The sequence below is a fragment of the Flavobacterium akiainvivens genome (assembly GCF_001278115.1).
In the GTDB taxonomy this organism is placed as follows: Bacteria; Bacteroidota; Bacteroidia; order Flavobacteriales; family Flavobacteriaceae; genus Flavobacterium; species Flavobacterium akiainvivens.
Genome location: NZ_LIYD01000005.1, coordinates 3,199,655 through 3,219,871, shown reverse-complemented (window position 1 = coordinate 3,219,871; position 20,217 = coordinate 3,199,655). Strand labels below are relative to the sequence as shown.

The 20,217-nt window shown below is 43.0% G+C and carries 19 protein-coding genes; 14 read left to right on the top strand and 5 right to left on the bottom strand.

Annotated features, from left to right (window positions below; translation table 11 throughout):
- The 4 genes from AM279_RS14505 to AM279_RS14490 all read right to left on the bottom strand — a co-directional run bounded on the left by AM279_RS14505 (position 1) and on the right by AM279_RS14490 (position 4,528).
- Positions 1-234 (bottom strand): AtpZ/AtpI family protein, encoded by a 234-nt coding sequence (locus AM279_RS14505; RefSeq protein WP_054408751.1) that lies wholly within the window; start codon positions 232-234, stop codon positions 1-3.
- The gene (locus tag AM279_RS14500) at positions 209-610 is read right to left on the bottom strand and encodes a bactofilin family protein (RefSeq protein ID WP_054408750.1); all 402 of its coding nucleotides are present in this window, start codon (positions 608-610) and stop codon (positions 209-211) included. The genes AM279_RS14505 and AM279_RS14500 overlap by 26 nt, the downstream gene beginning before the upstream one ends.
- Before the next feature lie 3 nt (positions 611-613).
- Positions 614-3,316 carry a type IX secretion system periplasmic lipoprotein PorW/SprE gene (porW, locus tag AM279_RS14495; protein WP_054408749.1) on the bottom strand — a complete coding sequence of 901 codons (2,703 nt, stop codon included), beginning with the start codon at positions 3,314-3,316 and terminating at the stop codon, positions 614-616.
- A 159-nt stretch (positions 3,317-3,475) separates the two neighbouring features.
- Positions 3,476-4,528 (bottom strand): ferredoxin--NADP reductase, encoded by a 1,053-nt coding sequence (locus AM279_RS14490; RefSeq protein WP_054408748.1) that lies wholly within the window; start codon positions 4,526-4,528, stop codon positions 3,476-3,478.
- A gap of 125 nt (positions 4,529-4,653) precedes the next feature.
- Between AM279_RS14490 and AM279_RS14485 the strand changes: the two genes are divergently transcribed.
- The 14 genes from AM279_RS14485 to AM279_RS14420 all read left to right on the top strand — a co-directional run bounded on the left by AM279_RS14485 (position 4,654) and on the right by AM279_RS14420 (position 19,081).
- Positions 4,654-5,001, top strand: coding sequence for a PadR family transcriptional regulator (locus AM279_RS14485; RefSeq protein ID WP_173571681.1), 348 nt, complete (start codon positions 4,654-4,656; stop codon positions 4,999-5,001).
- An 11-nt stretch (positions 5,002-5,012) separates the two neighbouring features.
- The gene (locus tag AM279_RS14480; protein WP_054408747.1) at positions 5,013-5,633 is read left to right on the top strand and encodes a hypothetical protein; all 621 of its coding nucleotides are present in this window, start codon (positions 5,013-5,015) and stop codon (positions 5,631-5,633) included.
- Positions 5,634-5,690: 57 nt separating this feature from the next.
- Positions 5,691-7,163, top strand: coding sequence for a DUF5687 family protein (locus AM279_RS14475; protein ID WP_054408746.1), 1,473 nt, complete (start codon positions 5,691-5,693; stop codon positions 7,161-7,163).
- Between the two features lie 35 nt (positions 7,164-7,198).
- Complete coding sequence (locus tag AM279_RS14470; RefSeq protein WP_054408745.1) at positions 7,199-7,894, top strand: ABC transporter ATP-binding protein; 696 nt, start codon at positions 7,199-7,201, stop codon at positions 7,892-7,894.
- A 286-nt stretch (positions 7,895-8,180) separates the two neighbouring features.
- Positions 8,181-9,026, top strand: coding sequence for a M23 family metallopeptidase (locus AM279_RS14465; protein WP_054408744.1), 846 nt, complete (start codon positions 8,181-8,183; stop codon positions 9,024-9,026).
- 8 nt (positions 9,027-9,034) lie between these two features.
- On the top strand, positions 9,035-9,385 hold the full coding sequence (locus tag AM279_RS14460) for an SdpI family protein (RefSeq protein WP_054408743.1): 351 nt from the start codon (positions 9,035-9,037) through the stop codon (positions 9,383-9,385).
- Positions 9,386-9,396: 11 nt separating this feature from the next.
- Positions 9,397-10,878, top strand: a complete 1,482-nt coding sequence (locus AM279_RS14455; RefSeq protein WP_054408742.1) for a GH3 auxin-responsive promoter family protein — start codon at positions 9,397-9,399, stop codon at positions 10,876-10,878.
- Between the two features lie 20 nt (positions 10,879-10,898).
- Entirely contained in the window at positions 10,899-11,591 is a 693-nt protein-coding gene (locus tag AM279_RS14450; protein WP_054408741.1) for a hypothetical protein, read from the top strand.
- 34 nt (positions 11,592-11,625) lie between these two features.
- Positions 11,626-13,314: a DUF6909 family protein gene (locus AM279_RS14445; protein WP_054408740.1), complete on the top strand. Its 1,689-nt coding sequence runs from the start codon at positions 11,626-11,628 to the stop codon at positions 13,312-13,314.
- Positions 13,315-13,317: 3 nt separating this feature from the next.
- Positions 13,318-14,313: a hypothetical protein gene (locus AM279_RS14440; protein ID WP_054408739.1), complete on the top strand. Its 996-nt coding sequence runs from the start codon at positions 13,318-13,320 to the stop codon at positions 14,311-14,313.
- Between the two features lie 38 nt (positions 14,314-14,351).
- Entirely contained in the window at positions 14,352-15,659 is a 1,308-nt protein-coding gene (locus AM279_RS14435; protein WP_054408738.1) for an MATE family efflux transporter, read from the top strand.
- Positions 15,659-16,744, top strand: coding sequence for a glycosyltransferase (locus tag AM279_RS14430; protein ID WP_054408737.1), 1,086 nt, complete (start codon positions 15,659-15,661; stop codon positions 16,742-16,744). The genes AM279_RS14435 and AM279_RS14430 overlap by 1 nt, the downstream gene beginning before the upstream one ends.
- Positions 16,744-17,802, top strand: coding sequence for a hypothetical protein (locus tag AM279_RS14425; RefSeq protein WP_054408736.1), 1,059 nt, complete (start codon positions 16,744-16,746; stop codon positions 17,800-17,802). Before AM279_RS14430 ends, AM279_RS14425 begins: the two co-directional genes overlap by 1 nt.
- A complete protein-coding gene (locus AM279_RS14420; protein WP_054408735.1) occupies positions 17,774-19,081 on the top strand; it encodes an O-antigen ligase family protein in 1,308 nt (435 codons plus the stop codon). Before AM279_RS14425 ends, AM279_RS14420 begins: the two co-directional genes overlap by 29 nt.
- On the opposite strand, the gene AM279_RS14415 is transcribed toward AM279_RS14420, so the two are convergent.
- A complete protein-coding gene (locus AM279_RS14415) occupies positions 19,050-20,120 on the bottom strand; it encodes a glycosyltransferase (RefSeq protein ID WP_054408734.1) in 1,071 nt (356 codons plus the stop codon). The genes AM279_RS14420 and AM279_RS14415 overlap by 32 nt on opposite strands.
- Positions 20,121-20,217: the final 97 nt, after the last annotated feature.

Sequence of the window (20,217 nt, the reverse complement as noted above, 5' to 3'; positions counted from 1 at the left end):
TTATTTATTGAGTTGGTTTACCTGCCGTATTACATTGTAAAGCGCTATGCCCACACCCAGCATGGTAAAAATAATGAAGTACAGCCTGTTTTCGTTAGGGTATTTTTCGTCGAGCCAGCCGCCCAGCCACGAAAACCCCACGATTATTATACCCATCTGGAACGGGATATTAATAAGCGCCAGCCACTTGTTGGGCTTTCTTTTATCGTTATCCTGCGGCTTGTTGCTGTTCATTTACGGGTGCAATGGGCTTAACGTTATTTTTCATGGTGCAGGCAGCGGTAAACTCGGCACCCGGCTCTACAGCCAGCTTGCCTGTTATTACCTCGCCGGTAATGCTTGCCTTGGCCTTAACAGTCAGCAGCTCTTCTACCTCTATGCGGCCACTGTAGCTGCCCTCTATATCGGCATTAAGGCATTTAATATCTCCGGTAACACTGCCTGTGGGGCCTATTACTATTTTTCCGGCCGATGTAAAGTTGCCCACCAGCTTGCCGTCTAACCTAAAATCTGCCTGCGATACAATATCGCCGGTTATAGTGGTGCCGTCTACAATACGGTTTGTGCGGGCAAACGGGTCGTTTATTACTTTTTGCGATTTTTCAAACACGCGTTATTCTATTTTATAGGTTGATAAATACTGGTTAAAGTTTTTCCTTATCATAACCACCTTGTAATCTTCGGTAGAGATTATGGTTGGCGTTTCGCCTATTTTATACTCCTTATAATCGGTAAGCACGGTGGCGGCGTCTTCGGCAGCCAGCTTGCTAATAAAGCCGTGCACCACAATAAAGTCTTCGTTTGTGGTATAAATATCGGTAGTAAGTTTTATGTAATTGTTTACCCCTTCTTTAATAAACTTTTCAAGTTTTGCGGTAAGCGGGGCTATGCGCGGGTCGCCGGGTGCAAATTTAAACACCAGCTTGTAGCTAAGGGCTTCCTGGCCAAAGTTTATTTTTTCCAGCAGCGGTATTTGTGTTTTAAGCCACTCTTCGGCACGCTTGCCTTCCTCACTGTTAGGGTAGGTTAGCGCCACATAGTTAAGCTGCTTTTTATATTCTTCAATACCCTGGAGCCTGCCGGTAAGCTGTGCCTTTAGCAGTTCAAACTTAGAGTTGATTTCCTCGCCGGTATAGGTATCTATATATACGTCTGTCTGGGCAGCGGCCTCACGTATTTTGCCGTCTTCATACATTTTGTACACACCGGCATATACGGCCTCGGGGCTGCCTTTATAAATGTCTTCGCTTTGCGGGTTGCGAATCATCTGGGCATAGCGGCTGTCAGGGTACTCATTAAGCACCTGGTTTTTATATTTCTCTGCATTGGCGGCATCGCCAAGAATTTCATATACCTTGTACAGGTTATACTTTGCAGGCAGTATAAGGCGCTCCTCAGGGTTGTTTACCAGCAGCCTTTCCAGCTTATCTACAGATCGCCTGTATTCTTTAAACTTCTCCTTATATATAATACCCAGCTGGTAGTAGGCAAAGTTGCGTTCTTTTGCAAGGCTGTCTAAAATTACCTGCTCTGTAGGCAATTGTGTTATGTAAAAATTAGGGTCGTACCTTGGGTCCAGCACTTCGTCTTTAGAATTGCCCAGGCTGTCGGCATCGGCAATGGCATCGTCATTATCCTGTGCCGCACCACGCAGCTCTGAAGACCAGCGCCAGTTGTCTACCAGCGCCCTGCCACCCCAGCGCTTTTTAAACTCCATTTGCCCATAGGCAACGGCAGATGTGTTATAAAACTGGAAGTTGCTTACCCCACCCCCTGCGCCGGCATCGGTACCGGTGGTTGTGGTAGTACTGCTACCCGGCTGTGTAACGCCGCGCGCTCCTGGCATATTAGACTTAACAGCTGGCATTGCCCCGGTGGTTTGCAAGCCACCTTTAAGGCCTCCTTCCAGGCCCAGGGCATCATTACCCCCCATTACGTTGTTTTGGTTAGCCGCTATATTAGCCTGCTTTTGGGCTTCGGCCTCAGCACGCTTGCGCTTAAGTTCGTCCTGTACCTTTAGTTTTTTAATATAGTCTTCATAATAAGCCAGCCTGCCCTGCTCGTTAAGCGATGTTATGTGCAGTATACTGTCGTTAACCTGGGCTATGGCTTCATACTTAATAACGTCGGCCAGGTTATCGCGTTTTTTCTTGATGGCTTTATACTCGCGGGTGCGGTCGTCAAGGTGCACCAGGGTACTGTCATAATACTTGCCTGCGGCTACATACTGTGCATTTTCAAAGTTAATTTCGCCTATGCTGCGGTAGTTTGTAGCGTTAAGGTAGCGGTCTTTTGGCTTGGCGCGAAGCGATTTGTTGTAATACACCACGGCAGTACTGTCAAGATCCTGCTTATCATAAAACACAGCCACCTGATAGTTTAGCCAGTCCAGGTAGGGGCGGTTTTCGCGATCCTTAAGCAGCTTGCGGTATTTTTCCATAAAGGCAAGGGTATCGCCTTTTTTATAGTCAAACTGGGCGGCCTGGCGGGCGTGTGCCTGTATTATGTAAATGCGCGGAGACTGGCGCTTCATATCTATTACCTTCTGAAAATAAGCAAAAGCGCTGTCAGGCTCTTTCAATTTTTCATGCAGCTGGCCCACAATAAAGCGGTAGCGTGCCTTTTTTTCTTTGTCTTTTGTATAAATAACCGCTTTTTTAAGCAGGTAGGCGGCGCTGTCTATTTTTTCTTCCTTAATATACGCCTGGGCCAGCATGGCATTGGCATCGCTAAAAATTTGCGGCTCCATGGCCTCGCCCTTTTCCTTAATAAGCTTATTGAGGTTTTTTATGGCTACACCGTCGTTATCTATACGGATGTTTACTTTTTCGCGCCACACCTTTGCCTCGTCTATCTGGCTGCTGTTTGGGTATTTAAGCAGTATGTAGTTAAGGGCCTCAAGCGCCGGTATGTAGCGGTTGTCATAATAACGGGCTTTGCCCAGCAACAGGTGCGCCTCATCCATTTGTGGGTTGCGCTCGCTGTTGCCTATATTCATAGAGTGCTTTTGTATGGCCTTAACCGCCTTTTCTTCAGCACGCTGAAAATTGGCATTGGGCTTATCTGTAGGCTGCTGCTGCTCCAGGGTGGGCTGCATACGCTCTACACTAAGCACATCCCAATAATTGTCTACATAAGAGGTTTTAAGGTCTTCAATGCCCGCAGTAAGCGCTAAGTTACCGTTGTAGAGCACATTATATTCGGTATTAACCGCATGGAAGTTGCGGTTAATAAATGTATCTTTTTTAGTAGAGCAGGCCAATATTAAACCTGCCGCACCAATAAGAAGAAAATATTTACAGGTACTGGTTTTCAATGCGAAACAATTTTTATCCTAAACTATTAAAAGATGATTTTAGTATTAGGGATGGGTAAAAATACGCTTCTTTTTGTAATGGGGAATATTTTTAAGACAAAAAAAGATGCCGTTAAGCATCTTTCAATATTTAAATCTTTTTAATTTTTCAATCAAAGCCTATACGTCGTCAAAATCTACATACAGCTCGCCCGATGTGGGGTGTGCCTGGCAGGTAAGGATAAGGCCTTCGGCAATTTCGCCATCGGTTAGTATGGCGTTCTTTTTCATCTGGGCGCTGCCGTTGCTTATGCGGGCCATGCAGCTGCTGCAAATACCGCCCTGGCACGAGTATGGCGCATCTACACCCTGCTTAAGCGCGGCATCAAGAATGGTCATGTCTTTAGGCATCATAAAGGTAACTTCCTCCTCGTCTACCAGTACGGTAACCTTGGTTTGCCCCTCAAGGCTGGCCTCGATTTTCTTTTCGGCTATAGGGGTAGAAAACAGCTCAAACTTAATGTCTTTCTCGGCAACATTGCTTTCACGCAGCACACCGTTAACCATGTGTATCATTTCTTCGGGCCCGCACAGGTAGAATTTGGCAAACTCCTTTTCCTTGTGCTTGTTCTTGATAATGAAGTTTACGGTAGAGCGTTCTATACGGCCAAAGATAGCCTCTTCGGCATGCGCCTTACTGAATACAAACTGCACAAAAAAGCGGCCCAGGTACTGCTCTTCAAGTTCCTTCAAAAAGTCGTGGAAAATGGTTTCCTCGGGTGTTTTGTTGCCATAAGTAAGTACAAACGTGCTTTCAGGCTCGCTTTCCAAAACCGAAAGAATGATAGAAAGTATAGGCGTAATGCCACTGCCTGCTGCAAAGGCGGCATAGTTACGCTGCCTGTCGGGCTTTGGCTCAAAGGTAAATTTACCTTCAGGTATGCCCACCTCCATGGTGTCGCCGGGTTTTAGCTGCTCATTGGCAAAAACCGAAAAACCGCCGTGCTTAACCGCCTTTATGGCCACACGAAGCTCTCCGCTGCCGGGAGCCGAACAAATAGAGTAGGCCTTGCGCACCTCTTTACCCTCAAACTGGGTCTTGATGTTTATATACTGCCCGGCCAAAAAGGTGTATTGCTGGCTAAGGCTTTCAGGAATGGCAAATGCTATAGAAACCGCATGTGGGGTTTCTTTCCTTATGTCTTTTATTATTAGTGGGTAAAACGATGACATTTCTATAAATTTCCTGCAAAAATACATATTCCAATTGCGGAAATGAAATTAGCCAACATAAAATAATACCTAAGAATATTATACATAAGAAATTTATGTATATTTGTGGAAGAAGAATTTGCATCATGAAAAACTCGCAACTCTATAAAGGGAGCCTTAATACCATAATAATGAAGCTGCTGGAAGAAAACGGCCGCATGTATGGTTATGAAATTACCCAAAAGGTAAAATTGATTACCAAAGGCGAACTGAATATTACTGAAGGTGCTTTATACCCCGCGCTGCACAAGCTGGAGGCAGACGGCCACCTTGATGTTGAGGTAGAGCGTGTAGACAACCGCATGCGCAAGTACTACAAACTTACCGAAACCGGCGAGAAAGAAACCGTAAACCGCCTGGCCGAACTCGAGGAATTCATAAAAAATATGCAAAGCCTGGTGAGTGGCGCACCCAAAACCGATTTACAATTTTAAACGATATAATTATGGCTGCAATTACTAAACATGAGGTACAGTTTATAGACAATTATCTTAAAAATTCGGGGATAGTGTATGAGGACATCCGTTATGAAATGGCCGACCACATAGCTTCTGCCCTCGAGGGTATGGAGGGCGATTTTATAGAAAACTTTACCACTTACATGGTAAAACACAAGGCAGAATTGCTGCAAAACAACAAAGCGTTTGCCATTAATGCCAGGACCAGGGCATGGAATACACTGGGCAAAAACCTTATCAAACCCGTATTCTTTATTCTCTTTGCGCTTATTACCTGGGGCTTTATAAGCCTTACAGACACAGCAGGGCCAAAAGTGGGGCAACGTATTATTTACTATGCTTCGGGCATTATAATTATAGGGGTATTTATACACGGTTTCCTTAGCTATGTTGGTATCGGAAAAAACCGCTACTCTGTGCCGGACAAGCTTTTAACATCGGTTTGTATTGTTTTTTACTTCATTACGGTAATGCTTAAACCCGACAGGCTTATAGAGAACAATATTGCCCTGTGCGCTTATTATGCACTGATACTAACAGTATTAAGCGCGGTTTATTATACTTATTTATCACTTACTAAAAAGTATAAAATGCAGTTTATAAAATAAAACTGTAACTTTCGGGGGCAAACGGCTACCTATTAGCCAATAAAACCACCACACATTATGTTTTTACAATTTATCCGCCTGGAGTGGAAAGCCTTTGTACGTTCGCAGGCTTTTGGCACAAACCTGGGCATTAAAATTTTCCTGGGCTTAGTTGCCGTTATTTACAGCCTTATGTTTTTGGCGGGCAGCGCCACCGGTTATTATATAATACAGAAAGAACTGCACCAGGACCCGCTTGTAGTAGTTAGCAAGTACCTTATTTATTACTTTCTTGTAGACCTGGTTATCAAGTCGCTGCTGCAAAAGCTGCCGGTTATAAACATAAGGCCTTTGCTAACCCTGCCCATAAAGCGCAGTACTATTGTAAACTTTGCACTGGGCAAGTCGCTTATATCATTCTTTAATATTATCCACGTGTTTTCTATAGTGCCTTTTAGCGTTGTATTGCTAAAAGAAGGCTATGACCCTGCCGGCGTATTGCTATGGTGGGCAGGCATGTGGCTGCTGGTATATGTAAACAATATGCTCAACGTGCTTATGAGCGATAACGACTTTGTGTTTGTTATCTTCCTGGGCATACTGGGGCTGTTTGGCGGTTTACAGTACTACAGCTATTTTGATGTTACCCTGGTAACGGGCGTGTTCTTCCATGGCATATACACCACTTATTACCTGGTATTAGTGCCCGTTGTACTGTTTGCCGCGCTGTGGTGGTTTGCCCACAAGTTCTTCAGCAAAAAAATGTACCTCGATACCGGCCTTAAAGGCAAGCACCAGCAGGCTCAAACACAGGATTTTGCATGGCTTAACCGCTTTGGCACCATGAGCCCGTTCCTTAAAAACGACCTGAAGCTTATACTGCGCAACAAGCGCTCTAAAACCACTGTGGTAATGAGTGTTATCTTTATCTTTTACGGTATGCTGTTTTACACCGGTATGCTTGAGGTATATGAAGGTGCAGGCTGGCAGGTATTTGCCTCAATATTTGTAAGCGGCGGTTTCCTGTTTACCTTCGGGCAGTTTGTACCCAGCTGGGACAGTGCTTATTACCCACTTATGATGAGCCAGAACATAACCTACCGCGATTACCTGGCCTCTAAATGGTGGCTTATGGTTATAGCCACGGCGGTTAGTGCCGTTATATGTTCGTTTTACCTGTATTTCGGGTGGCATGTATACCTTATGATACTTTCCGGGGCGGTGTTTAATATAGGTGTAAACTCACTTCTGGTGCTGTTTGGCGGCGCGTTTGTAAAAACCCCTATAGACCTTACCAGTGGCAAGCAGGCATTTGGCAACAAGCAGGCGTTTAATATAAAAACCATGCTGTTGTCGCTACCAAAAATGCTGGGGCCTATAGCCTTATACCTTTTGGGCGCAACCTTTATAAACGAAACTGCCGGATACCTGTTTGTAACGGCGGCAGGCCTGCTGGGGCTGGCGTTCCGCAATGTGGCGTTCAGGGCTATAGAACGCATTTATAAGGCCGAAAAATACAGTACCATAGCGGCTTACAAACAAAAAGGCTAATTATCTAACAACTAAGACATTCCACATAAAAAACCATGATAGAAATCAATTCCCTCCGCAAAACATATAACGGTGTAACCGTACTTAATATAAACCACCTTGAAATAAAACAGGGCGAAAGCTTTGGCCTTGTGGGCAACAACGGCGCCGGTAAAACCACGCTGTTCAGCCTGTTGCTGGACCTTATAGAGCCCAGCAACGGTTCTGTAAAGCTAAAAGGCGTTCAGGTAAACATCAGCGAAGACTGGAAACCCTTTACCGCCGCTTTTCTGGATGAAACCTTTTTAATAGGCTACCTTACGGCAGAAGAGTATTTTTACTTTATAGGCGAGCTGCGCGGGCAGAACAAAGCCACAGTAGATGCATTGGTCTCAAGATATTCTGACTTTTTTAACGACGAAATCCTGGGCAAGAAAAAGTACCTGCGCGACCTGAGCAAGGGCAACCAGAAGAAGGTAGGCATTATAGCTACCCTTATAGGCAACCCAGAGCTGATCATCCTTGATGAGCCCTTTGCCAACCTTGACCCTACAACGCAATTCCGCCTTAAGAAAATTATACGCGAACTGGCTGATGACAAAAACGTTACCATACTGGTATCAAGCCACGACCTGGCCCATACTACCGAAGTTAGCGACCGCATAGTGGCCATGCACAAGGGCGAAGTGGTTAAAGACATCTACACATCGGCAGAAACCCTTAAAGAGCTTGAGGAGTTCTTTGCGGTGTAGTTTTTTTTAATTATTTAGATTGTTCAACAATCCGGTTTTTATAATACAGTAAGGCAGTATAACATTTGTTTGCTGCCTTTATTTTTGCACACAGCTATACTAAAAGCCTTTTTGTATTGTTTGCATTAAAAATATCCGGGCTAATAATTAAAACCATCATGTTTACTTCGTTAAAATACCCGGATTTTTAAACCGCCTGCGGGTTGGTTAAATTTACAGTTGCTTTACCGGGTGCAACACCTTTGTAAGGCAATGATTGCTATATTTGTCAATTAAACGGTACTTTATGTGTGCTAAACGGCTCAAAAAGCAAATTATCAGAAAAAAGCTGTTCAACAAAAACCGCCTGGTAATTCTTAACGAAGATACATTTGAGGAGATTTTTTCGCTGCGCCTCAACCTTATGAACGTGTTTGTATGGCTTACCAGCATTAGTATTGTAATGATAGCCCTTACAACATATATTATTGCCTTTACGCCCCTGCGCGAATACATACCCGGCTATGCCAGCACAGGGCTTAAAAAACAGGCTACGCTAAACGCTATTAAGTCAGACTCGCTGGTTAAGGTGCTGGAGGAAAACAAGGCTTATATGGCTAATATAAACAAGGTGCTTACGGGCAACCTTGAGCATACCAAACTGAGCCGCGACTCTATTGTGGCCGGTGAGCAGGCAACCCTTACCGATGCCGAAATGAAACCCAGCAGCGCCGATGCAAAACTGCGTGAGCAGGTGGCTAAGGAAGACAAGTACAACCTGTTTGAAAAGGCACAGCCCCGTGTAAACCAGGTGCTTTTTGCCCCGGTAAACGGGCATATAACCAAGGCTTATAATGCCAATAAGCGCGAGTATGCCATTGAGGTTGCCATTGCAAAAGACACCCCCGTTAAGGCCATTGCCGCCGGAACGGTGCTTATGGCAGAGTGGACGCCCGCTAACGGCAACGTGGTTATGGTGCGCCATAATGATGGTATTATATCAGTATATAAAAAGGTAGATTCGGTTAATAAGCAGCAGGGCGACATAGTGCGCTCCGGCGAGGTACTGGGGCTGGCAGATGCCCAGGTGCTGTTTGAGCTGTGGAAAGACGGCTACCCCATTAACCCAACCCAGTTTATTGATTTTGAATAAGTAATAGTATGGACGAATTTGTATTGCACATAATGGCCCCTTCTTTATTATGCGGAATTATCTTTATGATAGCAGGCGTTATCATGTATTTGTACCCGCCTAAAAAAATCAATTACCTGTACGGTTACCGCACGGGCAGTTCTATGAAATCGCAGGAACGGTGGGATTTTGCACAAAAGTTCTCTACCGTGCTCATGTTAAGGGCAGCGGTGGTAATGGTAGTTATATCGCTGCTTGCGGCCTTAATTCCCGGACAGGAAGAAACAAAAATGATTGGCGGCCTTGTGCTGGCATTATTATGCGGCATATACCTGTTTGTTGGCACAGAAAAAGCCCTTAAAAATAAATTCAGTAACTAATACCCAAACCAATGTCGTTAAAAACATTCGGAGCCAAAATATTCGCATCTGTAATTCATTCCAAAACCCAAAAATGGGCTACTAACCCTGTTGAAACCCAGCAAAAGGTTTTCAGGGAACTGTTGGAAAAAGCTAAGGGCACACAGTTTGGCAAAGACCATGGTTTTAACGGTATACAGTCTTATGATGATTTTGCCGCAAAAGTACCCGTGCGCGATTATGAAGCCCTGCGCCCCTATGTAGACCGTGTGGTTAAGGGCGAAGAAGATATTTTATGGCCGGGCAAGCCATTGTATTTTGCCAAAACATCGGGCACAACAAGTGGTGCCAAGTACATCCCGCTTACTAAAGAAAGCATGCCGTTTCACATTCAGGCAGCGCGCAACGCCATACTGTCTTACATTCATGAAACCGGCAAGGCTGATTTTGTAGACGGCAAAATGATTTTCCTGCAGGGAAGCCCTGAGCTAACCGAAAAGAACGGGGTTAAGCTGGGCCGCCTAAGTGGTATTGTAGCCCACTACGTGCCCGCCTACCTTCAAAAAAACCGTATGCCCAGCTGGGAAACCAATACCATAAACGACTGGGAAACCAAGGTAGATGCCATTGTAGCTGAAACAGTTAACGAAGATATGGCCGTAATATCGGGCATACCCAGCTGGGTGCAAATGTATTTTGAAAAGCTGCAACAGCGCCAAGGCAAGCCCGTGGGCGATATCTTTAAAAACTTTAACCTGTTTATATACGGCGGCGTAAATTATGAACCCTACCGAGCCAAATTTGAAAACCTTATAGGCCGCAGGGTAGACAGTATAGAGCTTTTCCCGGCCAGCGAGGGCTTTTTTGCTTACCAGGACAGCCAAACCGAAAAAGGTATGCTGCTGCTGCTTAATTCGGGCATTTTTTATGAATTTATAAAAGCTGACGAGTTCTTTACCGAAAACCCACGCCGCTATACGATAGGCCAGGTTGAGCTGGGTGTAAACTACGTGCTTATCATATCTACCAACGCCGGGCTCTGGGCCTATAATATTGGCGATACCGTGGCATTTACATCGCTTGCGCCCTATCGTGTGGTGGTAACCGGCAGGATAAAACATTACATATCTGCCTTTGGCGAGCACGTTATAGGCAAAGAGGTAGAAAGCGCCCTTAACGAGGCCATGCAGGGCACAAACATAACCGTTAATGAGTTTACCGTGGCGCCGCAAATTACGCCCGCCACAGGGCTGCCCTACCACGAGTGGTTTATAGAATTTGGCGAGGAACCTGAAAATCTCGAAACCTTTGCCCTTTTTCTTGACAATGCCATGCGCAAACAAAATGTATATTATGACGACCTGATTGCCGGTAATGTGTTGCGCACTATAGTAATTACTAAAGTGACCAAAAACGGCTTCCAGGACTATATGAAAAGTATTGGCAAGCTGGGCGGGCAAAACAAACTGCCCCGCCTGAGTAACGACCGGAAGATTGCTGATTTTTTTAGTTAACATATAAAAATCCTCAACCAATGAAACACCTCTGCGCCTTACTCCTTCTCTTTTCGCTATCGCTTACCGCGCAGGTAGCTGTAGATACCACTACGCTTGATAATGTAGAAGTTACTACCCTAAAGCAAAGCAAAAAAATAACTATAGGAAACGGAACCCGTAAAAAAGCAGCACTGAGCCCATTTACAACAGACTGGTCTATGCTGGGCAAACTGTTTCCGTATAAGGAAAGCTATACCGCAACCCCCTTTTTAAAAAATGTGGAACTATTTACCCGCAATAAATCTAACGCAACCGCGCAGTTCAGGTTGCATCTATACAAAATGGGTAAAGACAGCCTGCCTGCCGAAGAACTGGTTGCCGGCGGTATTATGGCCTCTGCAAAACGCGGCAAAAAAGAAACAGTGGTAGATGTTACGGCATACAACCTCAGCATGCCTGCAGAAGGCCTTATAGTAGCCTACGAGTGGCTAAAGTTCGACAGCAACCTGTACCCCTATGAGGCCACCGGTAAAATTGTAGATACCGAGATTGTAATAGCTAAAAAAACAGAACGTGTCCTTGTGCATGGGCCGGATATTTACAGCAATGATATGCCACAGCCCATAAGCTATTATTTTAAAGGCTATTGGCACAAATTCCAAATGAATCAGTGGTCACGCCACAACGGCAACTGGATGGTGCCCGCCATAAACGTTACACTAAGCAACTAAAATAAAAACCATACATTTGCGCTAAACTATAATTATGCAGGGTATTAAAAACATAACGCGTTCGCGCGCGCAGGAGTCTTCTGCCGCCATAGAACGCCTGTACATAACCATGCGCCACCTGTTTAACAGGGGGTTTTATAAACCTATGGGTGTTAGTGGTGATTCGCTAAGGGAAGCATTACTACAGCTTCGCCCCGAAATTTACGGCTCTATTGCCGATGAAAAAGCAGAGCTTAACGGCCTGCTGTATGTTATAGAACGCCTGCCGGTGGGTATAGAGCAATGCCGCTTTGTAAACCTTACCAGCGATGAAGGCTATGGCAAAAGCCATTTTAAGGCCATTGTGCCCCCCAAGCGCAAGCGCAACTGCTACCGTATAGACGATGAGCAGATGAATGTAGAAATAACCCGCGGGCGCAGCGATATTTATGATATCCTTACACACCTTACGTTTATTTATATAGAATCTGACAAGATAAAAAACCGCGTACTGATTGATGACAATGGCGAAATGGCCCGCGACTGGATTAAACTGGAACAGGTTATTGCTAATGAAGAACCGCTATCGCTTGAAGAGCGCGAAAAAGCCGTAAGCCACGTGAGCAACATACTGGGCCGCACCTTTGCCGAACTGACCGATATTTATGACGGCTTTGGCACTGCTGCCGACCCTGACCGTTTCCTGCGTGTAATATACTGGCTGGGCAAACTGGCTATTGAAGAGGCTATGGGCGGGCAAAAACGCACCATTACCTTTAGCCCTATTCTTCGTGAAAGGCTGGGCCACCACATACACGGCGAAATATGGGCAAACAATATTAAGGCCGTACTTAAGCAAAATGGCCTGCTACAGCGCCCCATACACATTATTAGCGCCAATATGCACAGCGTTATGAACTCGGTTTTTGCACCGCCGCTGCTTAAGGGTAAGTTTAAAGACAAGGAAGACTTTTTTATATATGAAGAGCTTAGCAAAACCGGCAACGGCCCGCTAAGGGCTAAGGTTGAAGAGGCTGCCCTTAAAAACGGCATGATTTATATGCCCGATACATCGGGCACAAACATAGATGTGCAGATTTTTGATACAGAGAAGATTGACTTTAGCAAAACGGCTTTCCCCACTGCAAACCCGCAGGGCGAAATGCCGGTTATTATAGTCATGGATTATGCCTTTGGCGAACAGGCCTATGAAACTATAGATGAGCTTCTGAAACCTTATAAAGAAGGTGAAACCCGTACGCTGCTTAATGTAGAGTCGGTTTCTATAATGGGCAAAGCCGGTATACTTGAGGGCAATAAGGGCGATATCATGATACCTTCGGCACACATAAACGAGGGCACCGGAGATAACTACCCTTTTGTAAACGAACTTACGCACGAAATGCTTGCCGGCCAGGGTATACCCGTTTACAGCGGGCCTATGGTAACGGTGCTGGGCACATCGCTTCAAAACAGAGACCTTCTTACCTTCTTTAACCAAAGCACATGGGGTGTTATAGGCCTTGAAATGGAAGGCGCCTATTACCAAAAAGCCATACAGAGCGCCAGTAAAATACGCAAGAGTATAAACCCTGATGTTAAGGTACGTTATGCCTACTATGCCAGCGACAATCCGCTTGAAACCGGTAGCACACTGGCCAGTGGTGGCCTGGGCACTACAGGTGTAAAGCCCACTTACCTTATTACCATAAAAATATTAGAACAATTATTTAACATACAGTAACTAATGGCAAACCAAGACCCAGAAAACAGTAAAGAAATAGACCTTACACAACTGTCTAAGCACATGAAAAGGTATTACATGCGTGCAGGTGACTCTTTTTTTAATGCTATTCTTTTTACCAAACGCAATATAATTGCAATTGGCATCCTGCTTGTTGCCGGCGGTGCCCTGGGCTATTATTTAGATCAGGAATCCCATAGTTTTGAAAACAAAATTTTAGTAACACCAAACTTTGGCAGTTCTGATTACCTTTATGAACAGGTAGACCTGCTTAATAAAAAAATATTAGCCGGAGACACTGCTTTTTTAGAAAGTATTGGTGTTAAAAATACGGCTTCTTTTACTAAAATAAAAGTTGAGCCCGTAGCAGACCTTTTTAACTTTATAAACAAAAATGAAAACCTGTTTGATGATAAAACAGATTTTAAATATGAAATTTTTAACACCATGGCTAACAAAGGCAGCCTTGACAATCTTGTTAAAGACCCTTTAATGGGTAAAAATTTCAGGTACCAGCTTATAACCTTTAACACTGTGGGCGAATGCGATAAAAATGATATTGCCGAGCCCGTACTGAAATACCTTAACAGTAGCCCGTATTTTAAAGAGGTGCAAAAGGAATATATTGAATCGCTTGATAAAAAAATGGCTGTAAATGATTCTACCATTTCGCAAATTAGCCATATACTGAATAATTTTTCTGACAGCACCAGGGGCAGCAGCGTATTTTATGAAGAAAGCACTGACTTACACGAAGTTATCCGTTCTAAAACAGTGTTATTAAAAGAACAGGAGCAAAATAAGGTAGACAAAGTAAACTACAGCAGCATTATAAAAGATAACGGTACTTTTCTTAATATAAAGAAACTAAACGCTGCTTCAGGCAGGATGAAAATAATAATACCTGTATTTTTTGTATTAGTATTTATACTTTTAGTAAGGTTTAAGAATTTTTACAAAAAACATTCTCTTAAAAGGGCAGCCGGTACAGTACAATAATAATCCGGGGTAGTAAATATGCAAAAAAACCGCGTGTTATGATTAATGTTGTATGCAAAAAGCTACTTTCCGCAGCCCGCAGCCCATTTATAATACAAAGCTTTAAAACGTTAGGGCTTCGTGTATTAGGTGTGGCCGTGCTGTTTGGCTTTACGTTTTTTTTAACCAACAACTACCCCGCCGAACTTGTAGGCCAGTATGATTTTGTACGTTCTTACCTGCTTACTTTAGGCACTTTTTGCCTGTTGGGCACAGAGCAAAGCATACTGTATTTTTCGGGCAGGCTAAAAACCAGCAATACACAACACGAGCTGCGCCATATATATTATAAAATGGTAACCATAGTGTTTTTTATGAGCCTTTTGGCCCTAATGCTGGTGTGGGCCGCAGGAAGCACCGCCATTAATAATTTTTATAACGACCAAAACATATATGCCCTTATTTTTAAAGCGTCGGCCATGCTGTTTTTTAATGGCATTACCGTTTTAAATACTGAGCTTTTCAGGGCTTTGGGGCATAATAATATTTCTGAACTTTTCAGGAATACCCTTAAATATATACCGGTTATGGCCGCGGCAATACTGCTGCTGGTTATAGAGCAGCAAAAGTATCTTACTGATTGTTATTTGTTTGGTTTTATACTGCTTGCGGCTGTTACAACAGCAATGGCTTTTTACTATTTATCTAAAATTGAGGCTGGTAGTGTAAAAACAATTTCTACACGGCAAATTATAAAAACGTCTTACCCCATATCTATTAGCGGCATGGCGCTTTTTTTACTTATGAGCATAGATGTAATGCTGCTTAAAAAATATATGGGCAACCAGTATGTGGCTTATTATGCACAGGCCGTAAAAATAATGACGTTGCTTTCCATCATAATACTAACGGTAAATATTACGGTTTCTACACGCCTTTCAGAGCTTTATGCTGCCGGGCGTATAGACGAGCTTAAAAAAACCGTAAGTAATGCCTCAAGGCTCACCATACTGCTGGCTACACCCGCGGCAATACTGGTGCTTTTATTGCCCAAAACCCTGCTTGGCTTTTTTGGGCCCGAATATGTACAGGCAGCAGGCGCATTATCTATCATGATAGCCGGCCAGTGGGTATGCTGTTATTTTGGCGTAGTGCCCATGTATTTAAACATGACGCAAAAACAACACTATTTTCAATATATATTAATTGCAGCCGTAGCCCTTAACTTTGCACTAAACCGTTGGCTTATACCACAATATGGCATGACAGGGGGGGCCATGGCCTATGTATGCAGTGCACTGTTCTGGAATATAGCATCGGCAATGGTAATATACATAAAAGATAACCTGAAACCCTTTTGGAGCTAATGAAGGTATTGCACATTATAAATGATTTAAGGACAGGCGGTGCCGAAAAGCTGGTTACTGAAATTGTGCCCATGTTTAATGCAAAAGGCATAACTGCTGATGTTTTGCTTTTAAACGGAAGCCAGACCCCGTTTTACAAACAGCTTGAAGATGCCGGGTGCACAATATTTAGCCTTACAAATGGTTCTACTTACAATATGCTGCTTTCGTTTAAAATTATACCCTATTTAAAAAAGTATGATGTAGTGCATGTACACCTCTTCCCTTCTCAATACTGGGTAGCAGTAGCAAAAATGGTGTCGTTTTCTACAACAAAACTGGTGTATACAGAGCACAGCACTTCAAGCCGCAGAACACGCAAACCCATATTCAGGTTATTAGACTCTTTGTTTTATAAACCTTACAAAAAAATTGTTTGTATTTCTGAAACTGTTGTACGCAGCGTGAAAAATCACATTACACTGCCAGAGCACAAATTTGCGCTGGTTAGCAACGGGGTAGACATAAAAAAATATGCACAGGCAGATGGTTTAAACCCAAAACAGTTTTTTGAAGATGCCGATAGTAATACAAAAATACTCATACAGGTGGCTTCTTTTGTTCCGGTTAAAGACCAGCCTACCGTTATAAGGGCATTAACATTGCTGCCTGATAATGTAAAGCTGCTACTGGCAGGAGATGGTTTATGTAAACAGGATTGCATTGCCTTAGTAAAAGAGCTTGGCCTTGAAAACCGGGTTAAATTTTTAGGGATAAGGATGGATGTACCTCAACTTCTTAAAACAGCTCATATACTGGTAATGTCTACACAATATGAAGGGTTTTCGCTTGCCAGTGTAGAGGGTATGGCAGCGCACCTTCCTGTAATAGCTTCTAATGTACCGCCGCTTGAAACCATAGTAGGCGGGGCAGGGTTATTATTTCCATATAAAGACCACAAAGCACTTGCCGCGCAGGTTGAAATACTTTTAAACAATGAGGCGCTTTACGCCCAAACGGCCCAAAATTGTGCTGCCCGTGCAACACAGTATGGCATAGATGTTATGATAGATAAACATATAGAATTATATAAAACCCTTATGTAATGGCCTATACGGTAAAAAAGAACCATCTTATATTTTTGCTGCTCGCCATATTTGGCTGGTTGCTTAGCATTGCCCTGCAATTTGTTATGCCAGACCGTTTTTTGGGCGATGCCAATACTATTACAACCGGTATAGTTGAAGAAGGCCTTGTAGGGGGATATGAAATTTCAACCCTCATTTACAGGATAACCTTATTGGGCAAACTGCCATATCCTATAGTTGCCCTTATACAGTTTCCTGTATATATGTACATACTTTACAAAATAGGCATTCCGGATGACTTTCATATGCTTAACGTAAAAAATGTTATTGTTTACCTGGCAGTTATAATCATTGCTGTATTTATTGCAATGCCATCAAAAGAATTTATAACCTATGTTTTTATTGCCATTGTAATTTACATTTTTAAAAATAGCAGAATATCCTATATGTGGTCTATAATTTTATCCAGCCTGCTTTTAGCCGTATTTGCTGTATTCCGCATTTACTTTTGTTTAATACCGGTATTGGCCATGTGCATGTATGCCGTTACATTTGTTAAGCTAAAAAACAAAACACTGGCAACCTACACCTATGGCTTATTGATAATAATATTTATGTCTTTAAGCTACGGTATACTTAAAGGAGAATTTTTAACCGAGAGTACACGGGGTTTTGTAAACTCTGACAGGTCTAATGCACTGGCATCTAACTCTATAATTGTTTCACCCCTGCCCCTGGGCACATGGTATGGCGAAATTGTAAGCATTTTGCATGGTTTCTTTTCTGTAAACCTTCCTGTAAATGGCCTAAAACATATATTATCGCCACAAATTTTAGCCTTTATAATATGGCAGGTACTGCTGTTTTATATTTTGCTGGTACGTTTTTCATGGGCATTAAAAAACAGGTTTAAATATCGTTATGAAATATGGGCTTTGCTGCTGCTCTTCTCTTATTTTATTGTGCAGGGAGTATTTGAGCCTGATTTAGGTTCGGCCGTTAAGCACAAAGTGGGGTTATTTCCTTTAATTTACTACTGTTTGTATTATGAAAATTCAAGAACCGGCATTTCATAAAATTTACACCATTTTCGTTGCACTAATAGCCTCTTCAATTGTGTTGAGGATGCCCTGCACAATACTGCTTATTTGTTTCCTGGTTTTTAATCTGGTTTATGTAAAACGGTTGCAGTTTTCAAAACCGGCTGTTGTTTTAATAGCTGTTGTTGCACTGCCTTTCCTGCTTGAGGTTTTATTTTTCTGGAATAACAGCAGTGTTTCCAAAGGTTTAAAAGCAGCCGAAAAAACGGTGTCTATGCTTTTCCTGCCTGTTTTTATAATAGGTAATTACCGCTACATCAACCTAAAAAAAATACTGTTCTATTTTAGCCGCACTATAGTTATATTACTCCTGCTGCTTGTTGTGCGTTTTGTTGTAGTATATCCTGATTATGTAACCAAGTACCTAAACGGTATAGACCTTTTTGAAGTGGGTTACTTTTTTTCAGATACTTTTAAGTCGCATGCACCGGCATTAAACATGCACCTTGCATTTGCCGGTATTATAAACTTTTATTTTACGCTCAATTCGTTTACAGAAAAAAAGAATGTGCTATCTAAGCTTACGGGCTTTTTTTTCCTCGCAGCAAATATAGGTGTAGTGTTTTTAGTGGGTACCCGTGTGGCACTGCTTAATATGCTGGCCGGTTTTGCAATAATAAGCCTGGGCGATTTTATAAAATCAAAAAACAAGGCGCGGCTGTTAAAAATGGGGCTTGCAACAACCGTAGTTTTTACAATACTTTCTGCCCTATATATAAAATACAATCCGTATGTAATTTATAAATACAAAACAGAGCTTTTTATGAATATGGATAAGGTGGGCAGGCTCGATGAACTTGAACACCCCGAATATGAAGCTTATGGCGGCCTGGTTACCCGTTTAAGCATTTGGAAATCTGCCCTTAATGTAGCCTCAGAAAACCTGCCGTTTGGCACAGGCTCTTCAGATGGCAAACCAAAACTCATGGAATACTATCTTAAAACCGGGCAATACTTTTTGCATGAATACCACATGCCGGTGCATAACCAGTACCTTGATTTTTTTATGCGGTTTGGCATTATAGGGGCAATAGCGGTATTAGCACACATATTACTACCGGGCTTTATAGGCTTTAAGCTAAAGCACCCTGTAATAATATGCTTTTTTATGCTGTTTTTTATATCAAACCTTACAGATGATTTCCTTATCCGGTTTGACGGTATAGTGTTTAGCGCCGTGTGGTGCAGTATTTTTAGTGCATACTGGCTGCAACAAAAGCTGCTTACTGCAAATAAAGCTCCAGTAAGCCCTTAAAATTTTCATTGGTATCAAACACCTCTTTACAGCGTTTAAACCCTTCACGGCCCATTTCTAAGCGTACCTGCTTATCTTTTAGCACTTCAAAAAAAGCATCAAGCTCGGCAATATCTGCAAATAAAAAGCCGGTTTTGCCGTGCACAACAATATCTTTATTGCCTATTACATTAGTGGCTATTACCGGTTTTTGAAGGGTCATGGCCTCGAGCACCGCAAACGGAAGCCCTTCCCACAACGAGGTTTGCATATAAATATCAAGCCCTGCCAAATGTTTCATAACCTCATTATGGTTAAAAAGCCAGCCTGTAACGGCAATATTAGGCGCAGTAAGCTCATGCCTCAATTCTCCGTCGCCTATCCACACAAACTGTATATCAGGAAACCGTAACGCAATTTTATTAAACAGCATAGGAGACCGCGCATACGTAAGCCGGCTAACAATGCCCACAGTAAGTTTATGGTTGTTTGGCTGCGCCTCAACAGGTGTTTGGCTATCAAACAAAAGCCCGTTGCGCATCAGTGCAGCCCTGCCAAAGCCCTTTGCAATTTCATATTCGGTATCGCCACAGGCAATGGTGGTGCCTCCTAAAAAAAACTGGGCATACTTTTCTATAAGCCTAAAAACCCTGCGGCTTGTATTGCCCACATCCTGCCTTAAAAACGCATAGCCGTGGGGGGTGTAAAACAGCTTTTTCTTTTTGCGGTAAAAAATAGAGGCCATCCGGCCCAGTATACCCGCCTTGCTGGAATGCAGGTGTATAACATCGGGCTTAATTTTTTGTATTTCCCTGTATATTTTTACTGTCGATGCCAGGTCTTTTAACGGAGAAATGCTATTGGCCATAGGCACCTCTATAAGCGTAGCCTTACCCATAAACAGCTGCTCTGCAACCGCTTTGTCAAACTCCTCCCGTTGCCCGCTATATATAATGTATACTTGGGCATGGGGCGCATGGGTGCTTAAGAATGTAGAAAGGTTTCTTAAATAAGCCTGTACACCGCTTACAAGGGTTTCAGAAATATGGACTATTTTCAAGAGTAAAATTATGATATATAGGGTGGTAAAAATACTAAATTAAGCGCAATTATTGTGTAATTATGGCGTTAGCTGTATTTTTGACCGGCATAGCCCA